Source organism: Citrobacter sp. Cu231, from assembly GCF_030332265.1.
Lineage (GTDB): Bacteria > Pseudomonadota > Gammaproteobacteria > Enterobacterales > Enterobacteriaceae > Citrobacter > Citrobacter meridianamericanus.
This window is the reverse complement of sequence record NZ_JAOWIE010000046.1, coordinates 137,287-153,651: the sequence shown is the minus strand read 5'-3', so window position 1 is coordinate 153,651 and position 16,365 is coordinate 137,287. Positions and strand designations below refer to the sequence as shown.

Genomic DNA, 16,365 nt, shown 5'->3' with positions numbered 1-16,365 from the left:
CACACCACTCTAAATAATTTAAAGAGAAACGATTATGCCATTAATAATAATTGCGGCAGGCGTCGCGCTGCTCCTGGTCCTGATGATTGGCTTTAAAGTTAACGGCTTTATTGCTCTGGTCCTGGTGGCGGCGGTCGTTGGTTTTGCCGAAGGGATGGATGCCCAGGCCGTTCTGCACTCAATACAAAATGGGATCGGCGGCACGCTCGGCGGGCTGGCGATGATCCTCGGCTTCGGCGCAATGCTCGGTAAGCTGATTTCCGATACCGGTGCGGCTCAGCGCATCGCCACCACGCTGATTGGCACGTTTGGTAAGAAACGCGTGCAGTGGGCGTTGGTGATCACCGGTCTGGTCGTCGGTCTGGCGATGTTCTTCGAAGTCGGCTTTGTTCTGCTGCTGCCGCTGGTATTTACGGTGGTGGCCTCGTCCGGCCTGCCGCTGCTGTATGTCGGCGTACCGATGGTCGCCGCGCTGTCCGTGACCCACTGTTTTCTGCCGCCGCATCCGGGACCCACCGCGATTGCCACCATTTTCGAGGCCAATCTCGGTACCACTCTGCTGTACGGATTTATTATTACTATCCCGACGGTGATTGTCGCCGGGCCGCTGTTTTCTAAGCTGCTGACCCGCTTTGAGAAAGCACCGCCGGAAGGGTTGTTCAACCCGCATCTGTTCACCGAAGAAGAGATGCCGTCGTTCTGGAACAGTATCTTTGCGGCGGTAATCCCGGTCATACTGATGGCGGTCGCCGCGGTGTGCGAAATTACACTGCCAAAGACCAACAGCGTGCGGGTGTTCTTTGAGTTTATCGGTAACCCTGCGGTCGCGTTATTTATTGCTATCGTGCTCGCCATTTTTACCCTTGGTCGACGTAACGGACGTACGACCGAGCAAATTATGGATATCATTGGTGACTCTATCGGCGCGATCGCGATGATTGTGTTTATCATCGCCGGGGGCGGTGCATTTAAGCAGGTTCTGGTCGACAGCGGCGTGGGACAATATATCTCACACCTGATGACCGGCACGTCGCTTTCTCCGTTGCTGATGTGCTGGACGGTTGCCGCTTTGCTGCGCATCGCGCTCGGTTCAGCCACCGTGGCGGCTATCACTACCGCAGGTGTGGTACTGCCGATTATCAACGTCACTCATGCCGACCCGGCGCTGATGGTGCTGGCTACCGGCGCGGGCAGTGTGATTGCCTCCCACGTTAACGATCCGGGATTCTGGCTGTTGAAAGGCTACTTTAATCTCAGCGTGGGGGAAACGTTGCGCACATGGACGGTAATGGAGACGCTGATTTCCATTATGGGTCTGCTGGGTGTTCTGGCGCTGAACGCCATCCTGCATTAAGACGGTCATCACCGGGGAGCACAGGTCAGCGCTCCCCGGCACTGGAGAGAAAATGAGGAACCACAGAATTTCTTTGCAAGATATCGCCACGCTGGCGGGCGTGACCAAAATGACGGTGAGCCGCTACATTCGCTCGCCGAAAAAGGTCGCAAAGGAAACCGGTGAACGCATTGCGCAGATTATGGAGGAGATTAATTACATCCCCAACCGCGCGCCCGCGATGCTGCTGAACGCGCAAAGCTATACGCTCGGCGTGCTGATCCCCTCGTTTCAAAATCAGCTGTTCGCTGACATTCTGGCCGGTATTGAGTCAGTCACTTCAGACCATAACTATCAGACGCTGATCGCCAACTACAATTATGACCGGGAATCCGAGGAAGAGTCGGTGATCAACCTGCTGTCGTACAATATCGACGGCATTATCCTGTCCGAGAAATATCACACTCTGCGCACGGTTAAATTCCTGCGCTCTGCCAACATTCCGGTGGTCGAGCTAATGGACATTCAGGGCGATCGTCTGGACATGGAAGTAGGTTTCGATAACCGTCAGGCCGCGTTTGATATGGTCAGCACCATGCTGGATAAACGCCAGCGGCGCAAAATCCTCTACCTTGGTTCGAAAGACGACGTCCGCGATGAACAGCGCTATCGCGGCTACTGCGATGCCATGACGCGTCGGGGTCTGATGCCGCTGCGCGTCAATCCGCGCTCTATTTCGTCCATTCATCTCGGCACCCAGATGATGCGGTACGCGCTCACCGCGCATCCGGATGTAGACGGCGTCTTTTGCACCAACGACGATATTGCGATGGGCGCGCTATTGCTGTGCCGCGAGCGTGAGCTGGCCGTTCCGGAGCAGATCTCGATTGCTGGTTTTCACGGACTGGAAATGGGCAGGCAGATGATCCCCAGCCTTGCCAGCGTGATCACCCCACGTTTTGACATTGGCCGCATGGCGGCGCAGATGTTGCTGAGCAAAATCAAGAACAACGACCATAACCACAACACCGTGGATCTGGGGTATCAGATTTATCACGGCAATACGCTTTAAGTCATTTTCTCTCGCCATCGCATACTCTCTTTGATGGACATTGCCTATACTCCAGGCAGGATAAATGGAGGAAATCTCAATGAGCGCACCCCTGCTAATTGCCCGCACGCCGGACACAGAACTGTTTTTGCTGCCAGGCATGGCCAACCGTCACGGGCTGATTACCGGCGCGACCGGGACCGGCAAAACCGTCACCCTACAAAAACTGGCCGAATCGCTCTCCGGGATTGGCGTACCGGTATTTATGGCTGATGTGAAAGGCGACTTAACCGGCGTGGCCGAGGAAGGACAAACCTCTGAAAAGCTGCTCGCCCGCCTAAAAAACATCGGTATTACCGACTGGCAACCGCATGCTAATCCGGTCACGGTGTGGGATATCTTCGGTGAGAAAGGCCACCCGGTGCGAGCCACGGTATCTGACCTCGGGCCGCTGCTGCTGGCCCGTCTGCTGAACCTCAACGACGTGCAGTCTGGCGTGCTGGATATTATCTTCCGCATTGCCGACGACCAGGGCCTGCTGCTTCTCGATTTCAAAGACCTGCGGGCCATCACTCAGTACATCGGCGATAACGCCAAATCCTTCCAGAATCAGTACGGCAATATCAGCAGCGCTTCGGTCGGGGCTATCCAGCGCGGACTGCTGTCGCTGGAGCAGCAGGGTGCGGCGCACTTCTTTGGCGAACCGATGCTGGATATCAAAGACTGGATGCGTACCGACGCCAACGGCAAAGGGATGATCAACATCCTCAGCGCCGAGAAGCTCTATCAGATGCCCAAACTGTACGCCGCCAGCCTGCTGTGGATGCTCTCCGAACTGTACGAACAGCTGCCGGAAGCAGGCGATCTGGAGAAGCCAAAACTGGTGTTCTTCTTTGATGAAGCGCATCTGCTGTTCAACGACGCTCCGCAGGTGCTGCTGGATAAAATCGAACAAGTCATACGCCTGATCCGCTCGAAAGGGGTCGGCGTGTGGTTCGTCTCACAAAACCCGGCCGATATTCCGGACAACGTGCTCGGCCAGTTGGGTAACCGCGTGCAGCACGCCCTGCGCGCGTTCACGCCAAAAGATCAGAAAGCGGTGAAAAGCGCGGCGCAAACCATGCGCGCCAACCCGGCGTTTGATACCGAGAAAGCCATTCAGGAGCTGGGTACCGGCGAAGCACTGGTGTCGTTTCTGGACGCCAAAGGCAGCCCGTCGGTGGTGGAGCGGGCGATGGTAATTGCCCCGTGTTCCCGCATGGGACCGGTGACCGACGACGAGCGCAACGGGCTGATCAATCACTCCTCGCTGTACGGCAAATATGAGGAAGAGATCGACCGCGAATCCGCCTATGAGCGTTTACAGCAAGGCGTGCAAGCCAGCACCGAGCAGCAAAATACGCCTCCCGCCAACGGTAAAGCGGTCGAGGTTGACGACGGTATTCTCGCTGGATTGAAGGATATTTTGTTTGGCAGTACCGGACCGCGCGGCGGCAAGCGCGATGGCGTGGTACAGAGCGTGGCGAAAAGCGCGGCGCGACAGGTCACTAATCAGATAATCCGTGGCATGTTGGGCAGTTTGATGGGTGGGAGAAAACGCTAACAGGAAGCTCCCCTCCCGCACAGCGGGAGGGGTAGATATTACGATTTACGCAGCATCAGCCACAGGCTTATCAGGAAGAAGCTGGCGCTTGGCAGCAGCGCGCCAATAATCGGCGGAATGCCGTACACCAGCGTCAGCGGGCCAAAGATTTGGTCCAGCACATAAAATACAAAACCGAAGCTAATCCCCGTCACTACACGCACACCCATCGGGACGCTACGCAGTGGGCCGAAGATAAACGACAGCGCCATCAGCATCATGACCGCCACCGACAGCGGCTGGAACACTTTGCTCCACATATTGAGCTGGTAGCGTCCGGCATCCTGGCCGCTCGACTTCAGGTACTTCACGTAATTATGCAGACCACTAATCGACAACGCGTCAGGATCCAACGCCACGACACCGAGCTTGTCAGGCGTCAGGTTGGTTTTCCAGGTGCCGCTCACTGTCTGCGAACCGGTGATTTGTTTCGGGTCGGTCAGGTTGGACTCATCCACCTGCGACAAACGCCAGACCTTTTGCTCCGGGTCAAACGTCGCGCTGGCAGCATAGCGAACAGACTGCAAACGACGTTTGTCGTTAAAGGCGTAGATGCTGATTCCACCTAGCTCAGCGTCACCTTTCACCCGCTCGATGTAAACAAAGTTGTCCCCGTCTTTCGCCCACAACCCCTGCTGGGTAGAGAGCAGCGAGCCGCCGTACATCTGCTGGGCACGGTAGTTACGCGCCATCTGTTCACCCTGCGGCGCAACCCATTCGCCGATGGCCATCGTCAGCAGCACCAGCGGAATCGCGGTTTTCATCACCGATAACGCCACTTGCATACGGGTAAAGCCGGAAGCCTGCATCACCACCAGTTCACTGCGCTGGGCCAACATGCCCAGCCCCAACAAAGCCCCCAGCAGCGCCGCCATCGGGAAGAAGATCTGGATATCTTTCGGCGCGCTGAGCAGGGTATACAGCCCGGCACCCATCGCATCGTAGCTCCCCTGCCCGGCTTTTTTCAGCTGGTCGACAAACTTGATGATCCCGGAGAGCGACACCAGCATGAACAATGTCATCATGATGGTGGTGAAAATGGTTTTACCGATATAGCGGTCAAGTACACCAAAGGGCTGCATTATACCGCTCCTTTACGCATAAAACGGGCACGTAAGCGGCGCATCGGCACCGTATCCCAGAGGTTGAGCACAATCGCCAGTGCCAGATAAGCCAGGTTAACCACCCACATCCAGAACACAGGATCCAGCTTACCTTTGCCACCGTTCGACTTCAGCGACGTCTGCACCAGGAAGAACAGCAAATAGAGCAGCATGGCTGGCAGCATGGACAGTACACGCCCCTGACGCGGGTTTACCACACTCAGCGGAACGACCATCAGTGCCATCATAAATACGGTGAATACTAACGTGATACGCCAGGTCAGCTCCGCGCGGGCGCGATCGGTGTCGGTCGCCAACAGCGTACGCATGGTCATCTGTTCGGTATCGTTTGGATCCAGCGCCACGGCCTGATGACCGATAATCGCCTGATAATCCTGGAAGTCGGTAATGCGGAAATCGCGCAGCAGCGCGGTCCCTTCAAAGCGCGTCCCCTGGTTTAGGGTTACGACCTGGGAGCCATCGCGCATCTGCGTAAGATGTCCGGAATCAGCCACCACCACCGAAGGACGGGCGTTACCTTTCGGGCGGATTTGCGCGAGGAACACATCTTTGAAGTTACTGCCGTCAACGCTTTCGATAAACAGTACCGAACCGCCGTTAGTCGCCTGCTGGAATTGCCCCTGAGCGAGCGCCGCCATACCGGGGTTGGCTTTCGCCTCCGCCAGTACTTCATCCTGATGCCGGGAGGACCACGGTCCGGCCCACATCACGTTGACCGCCGCAATAATACTGGTAAACAACGCCAGTACCATCGCTGCTTTAATAAGCACAGTCTTGCTCAGCCCACAGGCATGCATGACCGTAATTTCACTTTCGGTATACAGTTTGCCCAGCGTCATCAGCAGCCCGAGGAACAGGCTTAAGGGCAAGATAAGTTGCGCCATTTCTGGCACGCCCAGCCCCAGCAGCGAGAGCACCAGATTCGCCGGGATGTCGCCGTCAACAGCCGCACCAAGGATCCTGACTAACTTTTGACAAAAGAAGATCAAAAGCAGGATGAATAGGATCGCAAGTTGGCTTTTGAGCGTTTCCCGAACCAGATATCTTATGATTATCACTTTAAATACGCCCGTAAAAACCCGTCTTTTGCCGGAATTTAGCTTGTTTCATGGCTTAAACGTCATTTATTCTCTTGAGTCGTCGAAATCGTCGCTAAGATCATTATACTCAACGGATCCACCTCTCAGAAATTGTTCTGACGTGCCAATGCCGTAATAACGTTAAGATTAACACGAAGTCACCGCAACAGCGGGTATGAGTTACGAAAGCTTGCAATTCTATCCGTAGCCACCGCTGTTGTCTTTAAGATTCAGGAGCGTAGTGCATGGAGTTCAGTGTAAAAAGCGGTAGCCCGGAGAAACAGCGGAGTGCGTGCATCGTCGTGGGTGTCTTTGAACCACGCCGCCTCTCTCCGATTGCAGAGCAGCTCGACAAGATCAGCGACGGGTACATCAGCGCACTGCTGCGTCGTGGCGAACTGGAAGGCAAACCGGGTCAAACCCTGTTGCTGCACCATGTTCCTAACGTTCTGTCTGAGCGAATTCTCCTTATTGGTTGTGGCAAAGAGCGTGAACTTGATGAGCGCCAGTACAAGCAGGTCATTCAGAAAACCATCAATACGCTGAATGATACTGGCTCAATGGAAGCCGTCTGCTTCCTGACTGAGCTGCACGTCAAAGGGCGCAATAACTACTGGAAAGTACGTCAGGCCGTTGAGACGGCCCAGGAAACGCTGTACAGCTTTGACCAGTTGAAGACCAACAAAAGCGAGCCGCGTCGTCCGCTGCGTAAAATGGTCTTCAACGTACCGACCCGCCGTGAGCTGACCAGCGGTGAGCGAGCTATCCAGCACGGTCTGGCGATCGCCGCGGGTATTAAAGCGGCGAAAGATCTCGGCAACATGCCGCCAAATATTTGTAACGCTGCCTATCTGGCTTCTCAGGCGCGTCAGCTGGCAGACAGTTACAGCAAAAATGTGGTGACCCGTGTGATCGGCGAGCAGCAGATGAAAGAGCTGGGTATGCACTCTTATCTGGCCGTCGGTCACGGCTCGCAGAACGAGTCGCTGATGTCGGTCATCGAGTACAAAGGCAACCCGTCCGAAGACGCGCGTCCGATTGTGCTGGTCGGGAAAGGGTTAACCTTCGACTCCGGCGGTATCTCCATCAAACCTGCTGAAGGCATGGATGAGATGAAGTACGACATGTGCGGCGCGGCGGCAGTGTATGGGGTGATGCGTATGGTGGCCGAGCTTAAACTGCCCATCAACGTCGTCGGCGTACTGGCGGGCTGCGAAAACATGCCGGGTGGCCGCGCGTATCGCCCAGGCGATGTGTTGACCACCATGTCCGGGCAGACCGTTGAAGTGCTCAATACCGATGCCGAAGGCCGTCTGGTGCTGTGCGACGTGCTAACCTACGTCGAGCGCTTTGAGCCGGAAGCGGTGATTGACGTCGCAACCCTGACCGGCGCGTGCGTGATTGCGCTGGGCCATCACATCACCGGCCTGATGTCGAACCACAACCCGCTGGCGCATGAGCTGATCGGCGCGTCCGAGCAGGCTGGCGATCGCGCATGGCGTCTGCCGCTGGGTGATGAGTTCCAGGAACAGCTGGAGTCCAACTTTGCGGATATGGCGAACATTGGCGGACGTCCTGGCGGAGCCATTACCGCAGGCTGCTTCCTGTCGCGCTTTACCCGTAAGTACAACTGGGCGCACCTGGACATCGCCGGCACCGCATGGCGTTCCGGGAAAGCCAAAGGCGCTACTGGTCGTCCGGTGGCGCTGCTGTCGCAGTTCCTGCTCAATCGCGCCGGGTTTAACGGCGAAGAGTAATGTGTAAATGCTGGATGGCGCTACGCTTATCCGGCCTACAAAGCAACACGCTGTAGGCCTGATAAGACGCGCAAGCGTCGCCATCAGGCGATAAGGCCGGGTCACCCGGCCTTGTATTTAAATTCACCACAAGAAGCCCCATATATGAAGAATGCGACGTTCTATCTTCTGGATAATGACACTACCGTTGATGGCTTAAGCGCCGTTGAACAACTGGTGTGTGAAATTGCCGCAGAACGTTGGCGGGCTGGCAAGCGCGTGCTGATCGCCTGCGAAAGCGAAAAGCAGGCTCTTCGACTGGATGAAGCTCTGTGGGCAAGACCGGCAGAAAGCTTTGTTCCGCATAATCTGGCGGGTGAAGGCCCCAGAGGCGGCGCCCCGGTAGAGATTGCCTGGCCAGAAAAACGCAACAGCAGCCCACGTGACCTGCTCATCAGTTTGCGCGTTGGCTTTGCAGATTTTGCCACCGCTTTCACAGAAGTGATAGACTTCGTCCCTTACGAAGATTCTTTGAAACAATCGGCACGTGATCGCTACAAAGCTTACCGCGTGGCTGGTTTTAACCTGAATACGGCAACCTGGAAATAATGGAAAAGACATACAACCCACAAGATATCGAACAGCCGCTTTACGAGCACTGGGAAAAGCAGGGCTATTTCAAACCTAACGGCGATGAAAGCAAAGAGTCCTTCTGCATCATGATCCCGCCGCCGAACGTCACCGGCAGTTTGCATATGGGTCATGCTTTCCAGCAAACCATCATGGATACCATGATTCGCTACCAGCGCATGCAGGGTAAAAACACTCTGTGGCAGGCCGGTACCGACCACGCGGGTATCGCCACCCAAATGGTGGTTGAGCGTAAGATTGCCGCTGAAGAAGGTAAAACCCGTCACGACTACGGTCGCGATGCCTTCATCGACAAAATCTGGCAGTGGAAAGCGGAATCCGGCGGCACCATTACCCGTCAGATGCGCCGTCTCGGCAACTCCGTTGACTGGGAGCGCGAGCGCTTCACCATGGACGAAGGTCTTTCCAATGCCGTGAAAGAAGTCTTTGTTCGCCTGTACAAAGAAGACCTGATTTACCGTGGCAAGCGCTTGGTAAACTGGGATCCGAAACTGCGCACTGCTATCTCTGATCTGGAAGTGGAAAACCGCGAGTCTAAAGGCTCGATGTGGCACATCCGCTATCCACTGGCCGACGGCGCGAAAACCGCAGACGGTAAAGATTACCTGGTCGTGGCGACTACCCGTCCGGAAACCATTCTGGGCGATACCGGCGTGGCCGTGAACCCGGAAGATCCGCGTTATAAAGATCTGATCGGCAAATTCCTGATCCTGCCGCTGGTTAACCGCCGCATTCCGATCGTCGGTGACGAACACGCCGACATGGAAAAAGGCACCGGCTGCGTGAAGATCACCCCGGCACACGATTTCAACGACTACGAAGTCGGGAAACGTCACGGCCTGCCGATGATCAACATTCTGACCTTTGACGGCGACATCCGCGAAACGGCGGAAGTGTACGATACCAAAGGCGAAGAGTCTGACGTTTACTCCAGTGAAATCCCGGCTGAATTCCAGAAGCTGGAACGCTTTGCTGCACGTAAAGCGATCGTTGCAACCATCGACGCGCTGGGCCTGCTGGAAGAGATCAAACCTCACGATCTGACCGTACCTTACGGCGACCGTGGCGGCGTGGTTATCGAACCGATGCTGACCGACCAGTGGTACGTCCGTGCCGATGTGCTGGCGAAACCGGCGGTAGAAGCGGTAGAGAACGGCGACATTCAGTTCGTACCGAAGCAGTACGAAAACATGTACTTCTCCTGGATGCGCGATATTCAGGACTGGTGTATCTCCCGTCAGCTGTGGTGGGGTCACCGTATCCCGGCATGGTACGACGAAGCGGGTAACGTCTACGTTGGCCGTACCGAAGATGAAGTGCGTCAGGAAAACAACCTCGGCGCCGACGTTGCGCTGCGTCAGGACGAAGACGTTCTCGACACCTGGTTCTCCTCCGCGCTGTGGACCTTCTCTACCCTGGGCTGGCCGGAAAATACCGACGCGCTGCGTCAGTTCCACCCAACCAGCGTGATGGTTTCCGGCTTCGACATCATCTTCTTCTGGATTGCCCGCATGATCATGATGACCATGCATTTCATCAAAGATGAAAACGGCAAGCCGCAGGTTCCGTTCCATACCGTCTACATGACCGGTCTGATCCGTGACGACGAAGGCCAGAAGATGTCCAAATCCAAGGGCAACGTAATTGACCCGCTGGATATGGTCGACGGTATCTCCCTGCCGGAGCTGCTGGAAAAACGTACCGGCAACATGATGCAGCCGCAGCTGGCTGAGAAGATTGCCAAACGTACCGAGAAGCAGTTCCCGAACGGCATCGAGCCGCACGGCACCGACGCCCTGCGCTTTACCCTGGCCGCACTCGCCTCCACCGGTCGCGATATCAACTGGGATATGAAGCGTCTGGAAGGTTACCGTAACTTCTGTAACAAGCTGTGGAACGCCAGCCGCTTCGTGCTGATGAACACTGAAGATCAGGATTGCGGCTTTAACGGCGGCGAAATGACCCTGTCGCTGGCGGACCGCTGGATCCTGGCTGAATTCAACCAGACCGTTAAAGCGTACCGCGAAGCGCTGGATAACTTCCGCTTCGATATCGCCGCGGGCATCCTGTACGAATTCACCTGGAACCAGTTCTGCGACTGGTATCTGGAGCTGACCAAGCCGGTAATGACCGGAGGAACTGATGCTGAACTGCGCGGCACCCGCAATACGCTGGTGACGGTGCTGGAAGGTCTGCTGCGCCTGGCGCACCCGATTATTCCGTTCATCACCGAGACCATCTGGCAGCGCGTGAAAGTAATTTGTGGCAACACCGCAGATACCATCATGCTGCAGCCGTTCCCGGAATATAACGCCGCACAGGTTGATGAAGCGGCGCTGGCCGATACCGAATGGCTGAAGCAGGCGATCGTTGCCGTACGTAACATCCGCGCGGAAATGAACATTGCCCCGGGTAAACCGCTGGAGCTGATGCTGCGTGGTTGCAGCGCGGATGCGATGCGTCGTGTGAACGATAACAAGAGCTTCCTGCTGAACCTGGCGCGTCTGGAAAGCATCACCGTGCTACCTGCCGATGACAAAGGTCCGGTCTCCGTGACCAAAATCATCGACGGTGCCGAGCTGCTGATCCCGATGGCGGGTCTCATCAACAAAGATGATGAACTGGCGCGTCTGGCAAAAGAAGTGGCGAAAATTGAAGGTGAGATTGCCCGTATCGAAGGCAAACTGTCCAACGAAGGTTTCGTTGCTCGCGCTCCGGAAGCGGTGATCGCCAAAGAACGTGAGAAGCTGGACGGCTATGCGGAAGCGAAAGCGAAGCTGATTGAGCAGCAGGCGGTTATCGCCGCGCTGTAAAATTGTTTGCAGGATAAGCGTAGCGTATCCGACACCGCAGACGATAAAAGCCTCTGACGCACCCGCGCAGAGGCTTTTTCTTGAATTATCCTCGCTTGCACTTCCCCTCACCGCAGTGTTATTAACTGCATATGTCTCACTTTTATGTCATGAGTTCGCTATGAGTGTTATCACACCTGTCTCAACGACGCTGCGCCGCATTACCGCCGACGACAACGCCGCTATTGCCCACGTTATCCGTCAGGTTTCCGCCGAATACGGCCTGACCGCCGATAAAGGCTATACCGTTGCCGATCCCAATCTGGACGAGCTGTTTCAGGTTTACAACCAGCCGGGCGCAGCCTACTGGGTGGTTGAGCAAAATGGTGAAGTCGTGGGCGGCGGCGGCGTTGCGCCATTAGGGTGTAGCGAACCGGACATTTGCGAACTGCAAAAGATGTACTTCCTCCCAAGCGCACGCGGTCAGGGGCTGGCGAAAAAGCTGGCGCTGATGGCGCTTGACCATGCCCGCGAGCAGGGTTTTAAGCAGTGTTATCTTGAAACGACGGCATTTCTGACCGAGGCTATCCGCCTGTATGAACATTTAGGGTTTAAGCATATCAGCGAAGCGCTCGGCTGTACCGGACATGTAGATTGTGAAGTGCGGATGTTAAAGCCCCTCTGACCTCACGCCGAGGGGCTCTGGTTACGTTACTGCATTTCGGCTGAGAGCATCAGCCGAATAACGCCGGCCGCGCGCGCGGTTGGCAGCTTCAGCACCTGTGACCATAAATCTTGCACCATTTCACAGACGACTTTCTCTTTGCCCACGCCTTTACTCGGATCGGCCATGATTTGGATATCCGGTCCAAAGCGCTGTACCAGCCCCGGGCTGATGGATTGCAGATCCTGAAGCGCCAGCTGTTTTTCTTCTGCCGTGACCGTATGTTTTTTTGGGCCATGTGAGGCATACATCATGCTCATATCACTCGCCATACGACGATCCATGATCTCACGCGGAATAATACGCACTGGGTTAATCCCACCTTTCACCGCCGGGAACAAAAAGCGAAAACATTCGTCATTGCCCACTTTTGCCACCGCGGAAATCTGCTCGAGATTAATCTTCATATACTCGATCACATTGGCATCAGGCGCCTGCTGCAAACGCGCCATCTGTACCTGCAGGATCTGCGGCTGAATAGCGTCGATAATCTGTTGCTCGCTTTTCCCCGCCTCTTTCAGCTGCGTTGCCTGGGTGAGGATGTTCTGCCACAGCGCAGGCTCCTGCTCCTTAAGCACCTGATAAACGGGCATGGACAGCATCGCGTTTTCAAATTTCTGCGCATCCGTCAGCCCATAATTCGGGCTTTCCCGCGGGATCAGGTAGTGCACATCAAACAGATTCCACGCGACAATTGCCACCACAAAAACCACCGCGCCGGAGAGCTTGCCCAGCCAGCCTTTTTTGCGAAACATGCCGATGACGATAGCAATCACCGCCCCGATATACCCCGCCAACAATACGTGTGTCCAGTTCATTAACCATCCTTATGCCAAATCGTCTCTGTTCTGGGGATATATTTCCCCTTCGCGCGTTTTGATTATTACGGCAGCAGTGAGCGATTGCCAGCCACCAGATTTTGTTAACAGCAACAGGAAGGGTTAAATCGCGCGGCAATGTCTGCCGCGCGTCAGAGAAGGAGGCTAAGCGGGCACCCCGCTGTGAAAACGGAATTCATCGTCGGGAGAGGTAATCAACGCGGCTTCTACTTCGCCAAAGAACCGCACCCGGCTACTGATATCGTCAGCAGAAACCTGCTGCGCCAGCGCCAGATAATCCTGATAGTGCCGCGCTTCAGAACGCAGCAGTGACAGATAAAATGACTGTAAATCGTCATCCAGATACGGCGCCAGCGCGGCGAACCGTTCACAAGAACGTGCTTCAATGTAAGCCCCGCAAATCAGCTTATCGATTAGCGTTAATGGCTCGTGGGTTCGCACCTCTTTGAGCATGCCTTTGGCATAACGGCTGGCGGTGATTTTGACGTAGGGAATATTGCGGCTCATCATCATCTCACGCACCTGCCAGAAGTGGTGAAGTTCTTCTTTGATCAGCAAAACCATGCTGTCGATAAGCTTGCGTCCCCACGGGTCGTCAGTTTGCGGCATCACACTTTTGCTAATCTGTTTATTCAGTGCGATAAAATCCGGTTCATCCCCATCCCTGAAAGCATACGCCTCATAGGGTTTCAGCCAGTCCAGCAGCGCCTGCGATCCCTGTTTATCTGCGACATACTTACGCACCAGCAGCATAGCCGTTTGCGCCGCTTTCAGCTCGCAGACGAGGTGATCGGTCAGTAACAGAGGGAGATTCGCCGGGTCTCGCGCTTTATCAAGCCAGGCCTGGGGCGTTTTACAGTGCAGGAAGTTGTGGATCGGGGAGAGTATTTGCAGGTAATCCATACGTTGTCCTTGGCCTACGGCAGCATACGCCACCGTAGGTCAGCAGATGACTTAGTGACGCACGCCGTCATCATCTTCGTCGACGAGGTCTTCATCGTCGCCGTCTTCACCTTCTTCGCCGTTTGGGTCTTCGAAATAGGTGCCCCAACCGTCGTATTCCACATCATATTTCTCAGCCAGGTTCATCAGTTGCTCAACCTGAGCGTCGATCAACTCGGCATTCAGAGCGCATTCGCTCAGAATGTCACAGCAAATAACCGTGTCACCTTCTTCCACTTCCAGCTCTTCCGGCTCGGTCACTTCATAGCCCAGCTTGAAAGCTTCTACTGCCGCTTTTTCCAGGGTTTCAAAGTCATCCGCAGAAAGGTGATGCTCGATGGTGTACAGCGCGTCTGGATCGCTGCCATCTTCGAGTAACTCTTCAATAATCAAGCGCGTTTCTTCACGCTGTTCTTCCAGTAGTTCCGGGTTTGCCATGGCTCGTTCCTCATAATGTCCTGCCGATACTCTTATTGTCACATACCGCTGTCATTGCCTCCACCTTTCCAGGAAAGATTTGTTAAACAAGGTTGCAAATGAATAAACATCCATATAAATTGAATTTTAATTCAATAAATGGCCTAAGCCATGTGAGGGAACTATGTCTACCTTTTATCAGAAACATTTTTTGAAACTGCTTGATTTCACCTCTGCTGAACTGACGTCACTGCTCCAGCTCGCCGCGCAGCTCAAGGCGGATAAAAAAAACGGCACAGAGGTCGCTAAACTCACCGGTAAAAACATCGCGCTCATCTTCGAAAAAGACTCAACCCGTACCCGTTGCTCTTTCGAAGTTGCCGCATACGATCAGGGCGCGCGCGTAACGTATCTCGGGCCAAGCGGCAGCCAGATTGGTCATAAAGAGTCGATCAAAGACACCGCCCGCGTGCTCGGTCGTATGTACGACGGTATTCAGTATCGGGGCCATGGCCAGGAAATTGTCGAGACGCTTGCGGAATACGCCGGAGTTCCGGTATGGAACGGATTAACTAACGAATTTCACCCTACCCAGTTGCTGGCAGATTTGCTCACGATGCAGGAACACCTGCCAGGTAAAGCGCTCAATGAAATGACGCTGGTTTATGCAGGCGATGCACGTAACAATATGGGTAACTCCATGCTGGAAGCCGCCGCGTTAACCGGGCTGGATCTGCGCCTGGTCGCGCCGCGAGCCTGCTGGCCGGAAGAAAGCCTGGTTGCGGAGTGCAAAGCGCTGGCACAGAAAAACGGCGGCAATATTACGCTGACCGAAGATATCGCCGCGGGCGTGAAAGGTGCGGACTTTATCTATACCGACGTCTGGGTATCAATGGGCGAAGCGAAAGAGAAATGGGCCGAACGTATTGCGCTGCTGCGTAAGTATCAGGTTAATAGCGCAATGATGGCGTTGACTGGTAATCCGCAGGTGAAATTCCTGCACTGCCTGCCGGCGTTCCATGACGATCAAACCACACTTGGCAAACACATGGCGCAAGAGTACGGACTGCACGGCGGTATAGAAGTGACCGACGAGGTCTTTGAATCACCCGCCAGCATCGTATTTGATCAGGCAGAAAACCGGATGCACACCATCAAAGCGGTGATGGTCGCAACGCTCGCAAAATAATGATGTTTGTAGGCCGGGTAAGGCTCCGCCACACCCGGCAATCTGCGCCGTTGTGCCTGATGGCGCTACGCTCATCAGGCCTGGCGTCCGTCACTTAACCAACAGCTTAACTACGGCTTTACGTACCAGCGCCGGAGCGCCGACCGCGCATAGCGGTTTATGCACTTCACCCGGATAAAACACCACGAAGTCACCCTCATTCAACACCACCGTTTTCTCCTGTACGCCTTCCGCCACGAAGGCGATGTCTTTATCCGTCAGCCAGTCAGTTTCCGGCGCGCCCGCAGGCTGCGTGCTGAAAGTCATACCTTCCTGACCTTTGAGCAGGATCTGAATATCCAGATACCGGGCGTGATACTCGGCGCGGCGCTGTGCGAACGGCTCCGTCATATCTTCAGCAATCAGATAAAACAAACGATCGCCGTCGATATCATGCTTGCCCTTTTCCGTCGCATCCGTCACATGCGCTTTAATATGCTCAATCGCCTGGCGCAGCTCTTCCGGCAGCCAGGCATCCAGGTTGTAAATATTGCCGACAATCATCTCAAACCCCTTAATTAAAACAATGTTTCATTTTGCTTGTTATACGAAAAAACGACCTGCCATACCACTGCTATTTACCGATAATTTGCGTCAACGCATGTTTATCGCTGATGGTGTTAAAATATCGTTAACTTGCCACAACTGCTTATGCATAAACACTGCATAACTTCCACCTCGTCTTTTTCGAGGAGTTTACTAACACATTGTTATAAAATGTTTTTTATAAAAACCGGTCTTTCATCACAGTTCACTCCCTTCTCTTTATCTTTGTGCAGTGACATATTTATTTGGTAATCAACACCA

16 protein-coding genes are annotated in these 16,365 nt (G+C 54.7%); 9 read left to right on the top strand and 7 right to left on the bottom strand.

Annotated elements, in window-relative coordinates; all coding sequences use genetic code 11:
* Window positions 1-34: 34 nt before the first annotated feature.
* From idnT to OGY15_RS20520, 3 genes are all read left to right on the top strand, one after another.
* Entirely contained in the window at window positions 35-1,354 is a 1,320-nt protein-coding gene (gene idnT / locus OGY15_RS20530) for a gnt-II system L-idonate transporter (RefSeq protein ID WP_286540875.1), read from the top strand.
* Between the two features lie 52 nt (window positions 1,355-1,406).
* Window positions 1,407-2,405 (top strand): DNA-binding transcriptional regulator IdnR, encoded by a 999-nt coding sequence (gene idnR / locus OGY15_RS20525; RefSeq protein ID WP_286540874.1) that lies wholly within the window; start codon window positions 1,407-1,409, stop codon window positions 2,403-2,405.
* Between the two features lie 79 nt (window positions 2,406-2,484).
* Window positions 2,485-3,987 (top strand): helicase HerA-like C-terminal domain-containing protein, encoded by a 1,503-nt coding sequence (locus tag OGY15_RS20520; RefSeq protein WP_286540872.1) that lies wholly within the window; start codon window positions 2,485-2,487, stop codon window positions 3,985-3,987.
* 38 nt (window positions 3,988-4,025) lie between these two features.
* On the opposite strand, the gene lptG is transcribed toward OGY15_RS20520, so the two are convergent.
* The 3 genes from lptG to OGY15_RS20505 all read right to left on the bottom strand — a co-directional run bounded on the left by lptG (window position 4,026) and on the right by OGY15_RS20505 (window position 6,321).
* Window positions 4,026-5,108 carry an LPS export ABC transporter permease LptG gene (lptG, locus tag OGY15_RS20515; protein WP_151217468.1) on the bottom strand — a complete coding sequence of 361 codons (1,083 nt, stop codon included), beginning with the start codon at window positions 5,106-5,108 and terminating at the stop codon, window positions 4,026-4,028.
* Window positions 5,108-6,208: an LPS export ABC transporter permease LptF gene (lptF, locus tag OGY15_RS20510; RefSeq protein WP_151217466.1), complete on the bottom strand. Its 1,101-nt coding sequence runs from the start codon at window positions 6,206-6,208 to the stop codon at window positions 5,108-5,110. The genes lptG and lptF overlap by 1 nt, the downstream gene beginning before the upstream one ends.
* Before the next feature lie 62 nt (window positions 6,209-6,270).
* Window positions 6,271-6,321 carry a hypothetical protein gene (locus OGY15_RS20505; protein WP_212723231.1) on the bottom strand — a complete coding sequence of 17 codons (51 nt, stop codon included), beginning with the start codon at window positions 6,319-6,321 and terminating at the stop codon, window positions 6,271-6,273.
* Window positions 6,322-6,474: 153 nt separating this feature from the next.
* Here OGY15_RS20505 and pepA point away from each other — a divergent pair, with 153 nt between their 5' ends.
* From pepA to OGY15_RS20485, 4 genes are all read left to right on the top strand, one after another.
* Complete coding sequence (pepA, locus tag OGY15_RS20500; protein ID WP_286540869.1) at window positions 6,475-7,986, top strand: leucyl aminopeptidase; 1,512 nt, start codon at window positions 6,475-6,477, stop codon at window positions 7,984-7,986.
* A gap of 144 nt (window positions 7,987-8,130) precedes the next feature.
* Window positions 8,131-8,574, top strand: coding sequence for a DNA polymerase III subunit chi (holC, locus tag OGY15_RS20495; protein WP_286540868.1), 444 nt, complete (start codon window positions 8,131-8,133; stop codon window positions 8,572-8,574).
* A complete protein-coding gene (locus OGY15_RS20490) occupies window positions 8,574-11,429 on the top strand; it encodes a valine--tRNA ligase (protein WP_187253640.1) in 2,856 nt (951 codons plus the stop codon). Before holC ends, OGY15_RS20490 begins: the two co-directional genes overlap by 1 nt.
* 160 nt (window positions 11,430-11,589) lie before the next feature.
* A complete protein-coding gene (locus OGY15_RS20485; protein ID WP_187253639.1) occupies window positions 11,590-12,093 on the top strand; it encodes a GNAT family N-acetyltransferase in 504 nt (167 codons plus the stop codon).
* Between the two features lie 26 nt (window positions 12,094-12,119).
* On the opposite strand, the gene OGY15_RS20480 is transcribed toward OGY15_RS20485, so the two are convergent.
* The 3 genes from OGY15_RS20480 to rraB form a co-directional block, all read right to left on the bottom strand.
* Window positions 12,120-12,950, bottom strand: a complete 831-nt coding sequence (locus OGY15_RS20480) for a topoisomerase II (RefSeq protein WP_210904380.1) — start codon at window positions 12,948-12,950, stop codon at window positions 12,120-12,122.
* Window positions 12,951-13,115: 165 nt separating this feature from the next.
* On the bottom strand, window positions 13,116-13,874 hold the full coding sequence (gene miaE / locus OGY15_RS20475; protein ID WP_151217457.1) for a tRNA isopentenyl-2-thiomethyl-A-37 hydroxylase MiaE: 759 nt from the start codon (window positions 13,872-13,874) through the stop codon (window positions 13,116-13,118).
* Window positions 13,875-13,925: 51 nt separating this feature from the next.
* Complete coding sequence (gene rraB / locus OGY15_RS20470; protein ID WP_003025845.1) at window positions 13,926-14,351, bottom strand: ribonuclease E inhibitor RraB; 426 nt, start codon at window positions 14,349-14,351, stop codon at window positions 13,926-13,928.
* 98 nt (window positions 14,352-14,449) lie between these two features.
* Here rraB and argL point away from each other — a divergent pair, with 98 nt between their 5' ends.
* Window positions 14,450-14,545, top strand: a complete 96-nt coding sequence (gene argL / locus OGY15_RS24880; RefSeq protein ID WP_373276877.1) for a putative translational regulatory protein ArgL — start codon at window positions 14,450-14,452, stop codon at window positions 14,543-14,545.
* Window positions 14,515-15,519 carry an ornithine carbamoyltransferase gene (gene argF / locus OGY15_RS20465; protein ID WP_187259185.1) on the top strand — a complete coding sequence of 335 codons (1,005 nt, stop codon included), beginning with the start codon at window positions 14,515-14,517 and terminating at the stop codon, window positions 15,517-15,519. Before argL ends, argF begins: the two co-directional genes overlap by 31 nt.
* Before the next feature lie 90 nt (window positions 15,520-15,609).
* Here the strand turns inward: argF and OGY15_RS20460 are convergent, their stop codons facing one another.
* On the bottom strand, window positions 15,610-16,062 hold the full coding sequence (locus OGY15_RS20460; RefSeq protein WP_151217454.1) for a YhcH/YjgK/YiaL family protein: 453 nt from the start codon (window positions 16,060-16,062) through the stop codon (window positions 15,610-15,612).
* Between the last annotated feature and the right edge of the window lie 303 nt (window positions 16,063-16,365).

Coding starts and splice junctions, on each gene's coding strand:
- idnT (WP_286540875.1), top strand. CDS start 35: ATGCCATTAATAATAATTGCGGCAGGCGTCGCGCTGCTCCTGGTCCTG.
- idnR (WP_286540874.1), top strand. CDS start 1,407: ATGAGGAACCACAGAATTTCTTTGCAAGATATCGCCACGCTGGCGGGC.
- OGY15_RS20520 (WP_286540872.1), top strand. CDS start 2,485: ATGAGCGCACCCCTGCTAATTGCCCGCACGCCGGACACAGAACTGTTT.
- lptG (WP_151217468.1), bottom strand. CDS start 5,108: ATGCAGCCCTTTGGTGTACTTGACCGCTATATCGGTAAAACCATTTTC.
- pepA (WP_286540869.1), top strand. CDS start 6,475: ATGGAGTTCAGTGTAAAAAGCGGTAGCCCGGAGAAACAGCGGAGTGCG.
- holC (WP_286540868.1), top strand. CDS start 8,131: ATGAAGAATGCGACGTTCTATCTTCTGGATAATGACACTACCGTTGAT.
- OGY15_RS20490 (WP_187253640.1), top strand. CDS start 8,574: ATGGAAAAGACATACAACCCACAAGATATCGAACAGCCGCTTTACGAG.
- OGY15_RS20485 (WP_187253639.1), top strand. CDS start 11,590: ATGAGTGTTATCACACCTGTCTCAACGACGCTGCGCCGCATTACCGCC.
- OGY15_RS20480 (WP_210904380.1), bottom strand. CDS start 12,950: ATGAACTGGACACACGTATTGTTGGCGGGGTATATCGGGGCGGTGATT.
- miaE (WP_151217457.1), bottom strand. CDS start 13,874: ATGGATTACCTGCAAATACTCTCCCCGATCCACAACTTCCTGCACTGT.
- rraB (WP_003025845.1), bottom strand. CDS start 14,351: ATGGCAAACCCGGAACTACTGGAAGAACAGCGTGAAGAAACGCGCTTG.
- argL (WP_373276877.1), top strand. CDS start 14,450: ATGAATAAACATCCATATAAATTGAATTTTAATTCAATAAATGGCCTA.
- argF (WP_187259185.1), top strand. CDS start 14,515: ATGTCTACCTTTTATCAGAAACATTTTTTGAAACTGCTTGATTTCACC.
- OGY15_RS20460 (WP_151217454.1), bottom strand. CDS start 16,062: ATGATTGTCGGCAATATTTACAACCTGGATGCCTGGCTGCCGGAAGAG.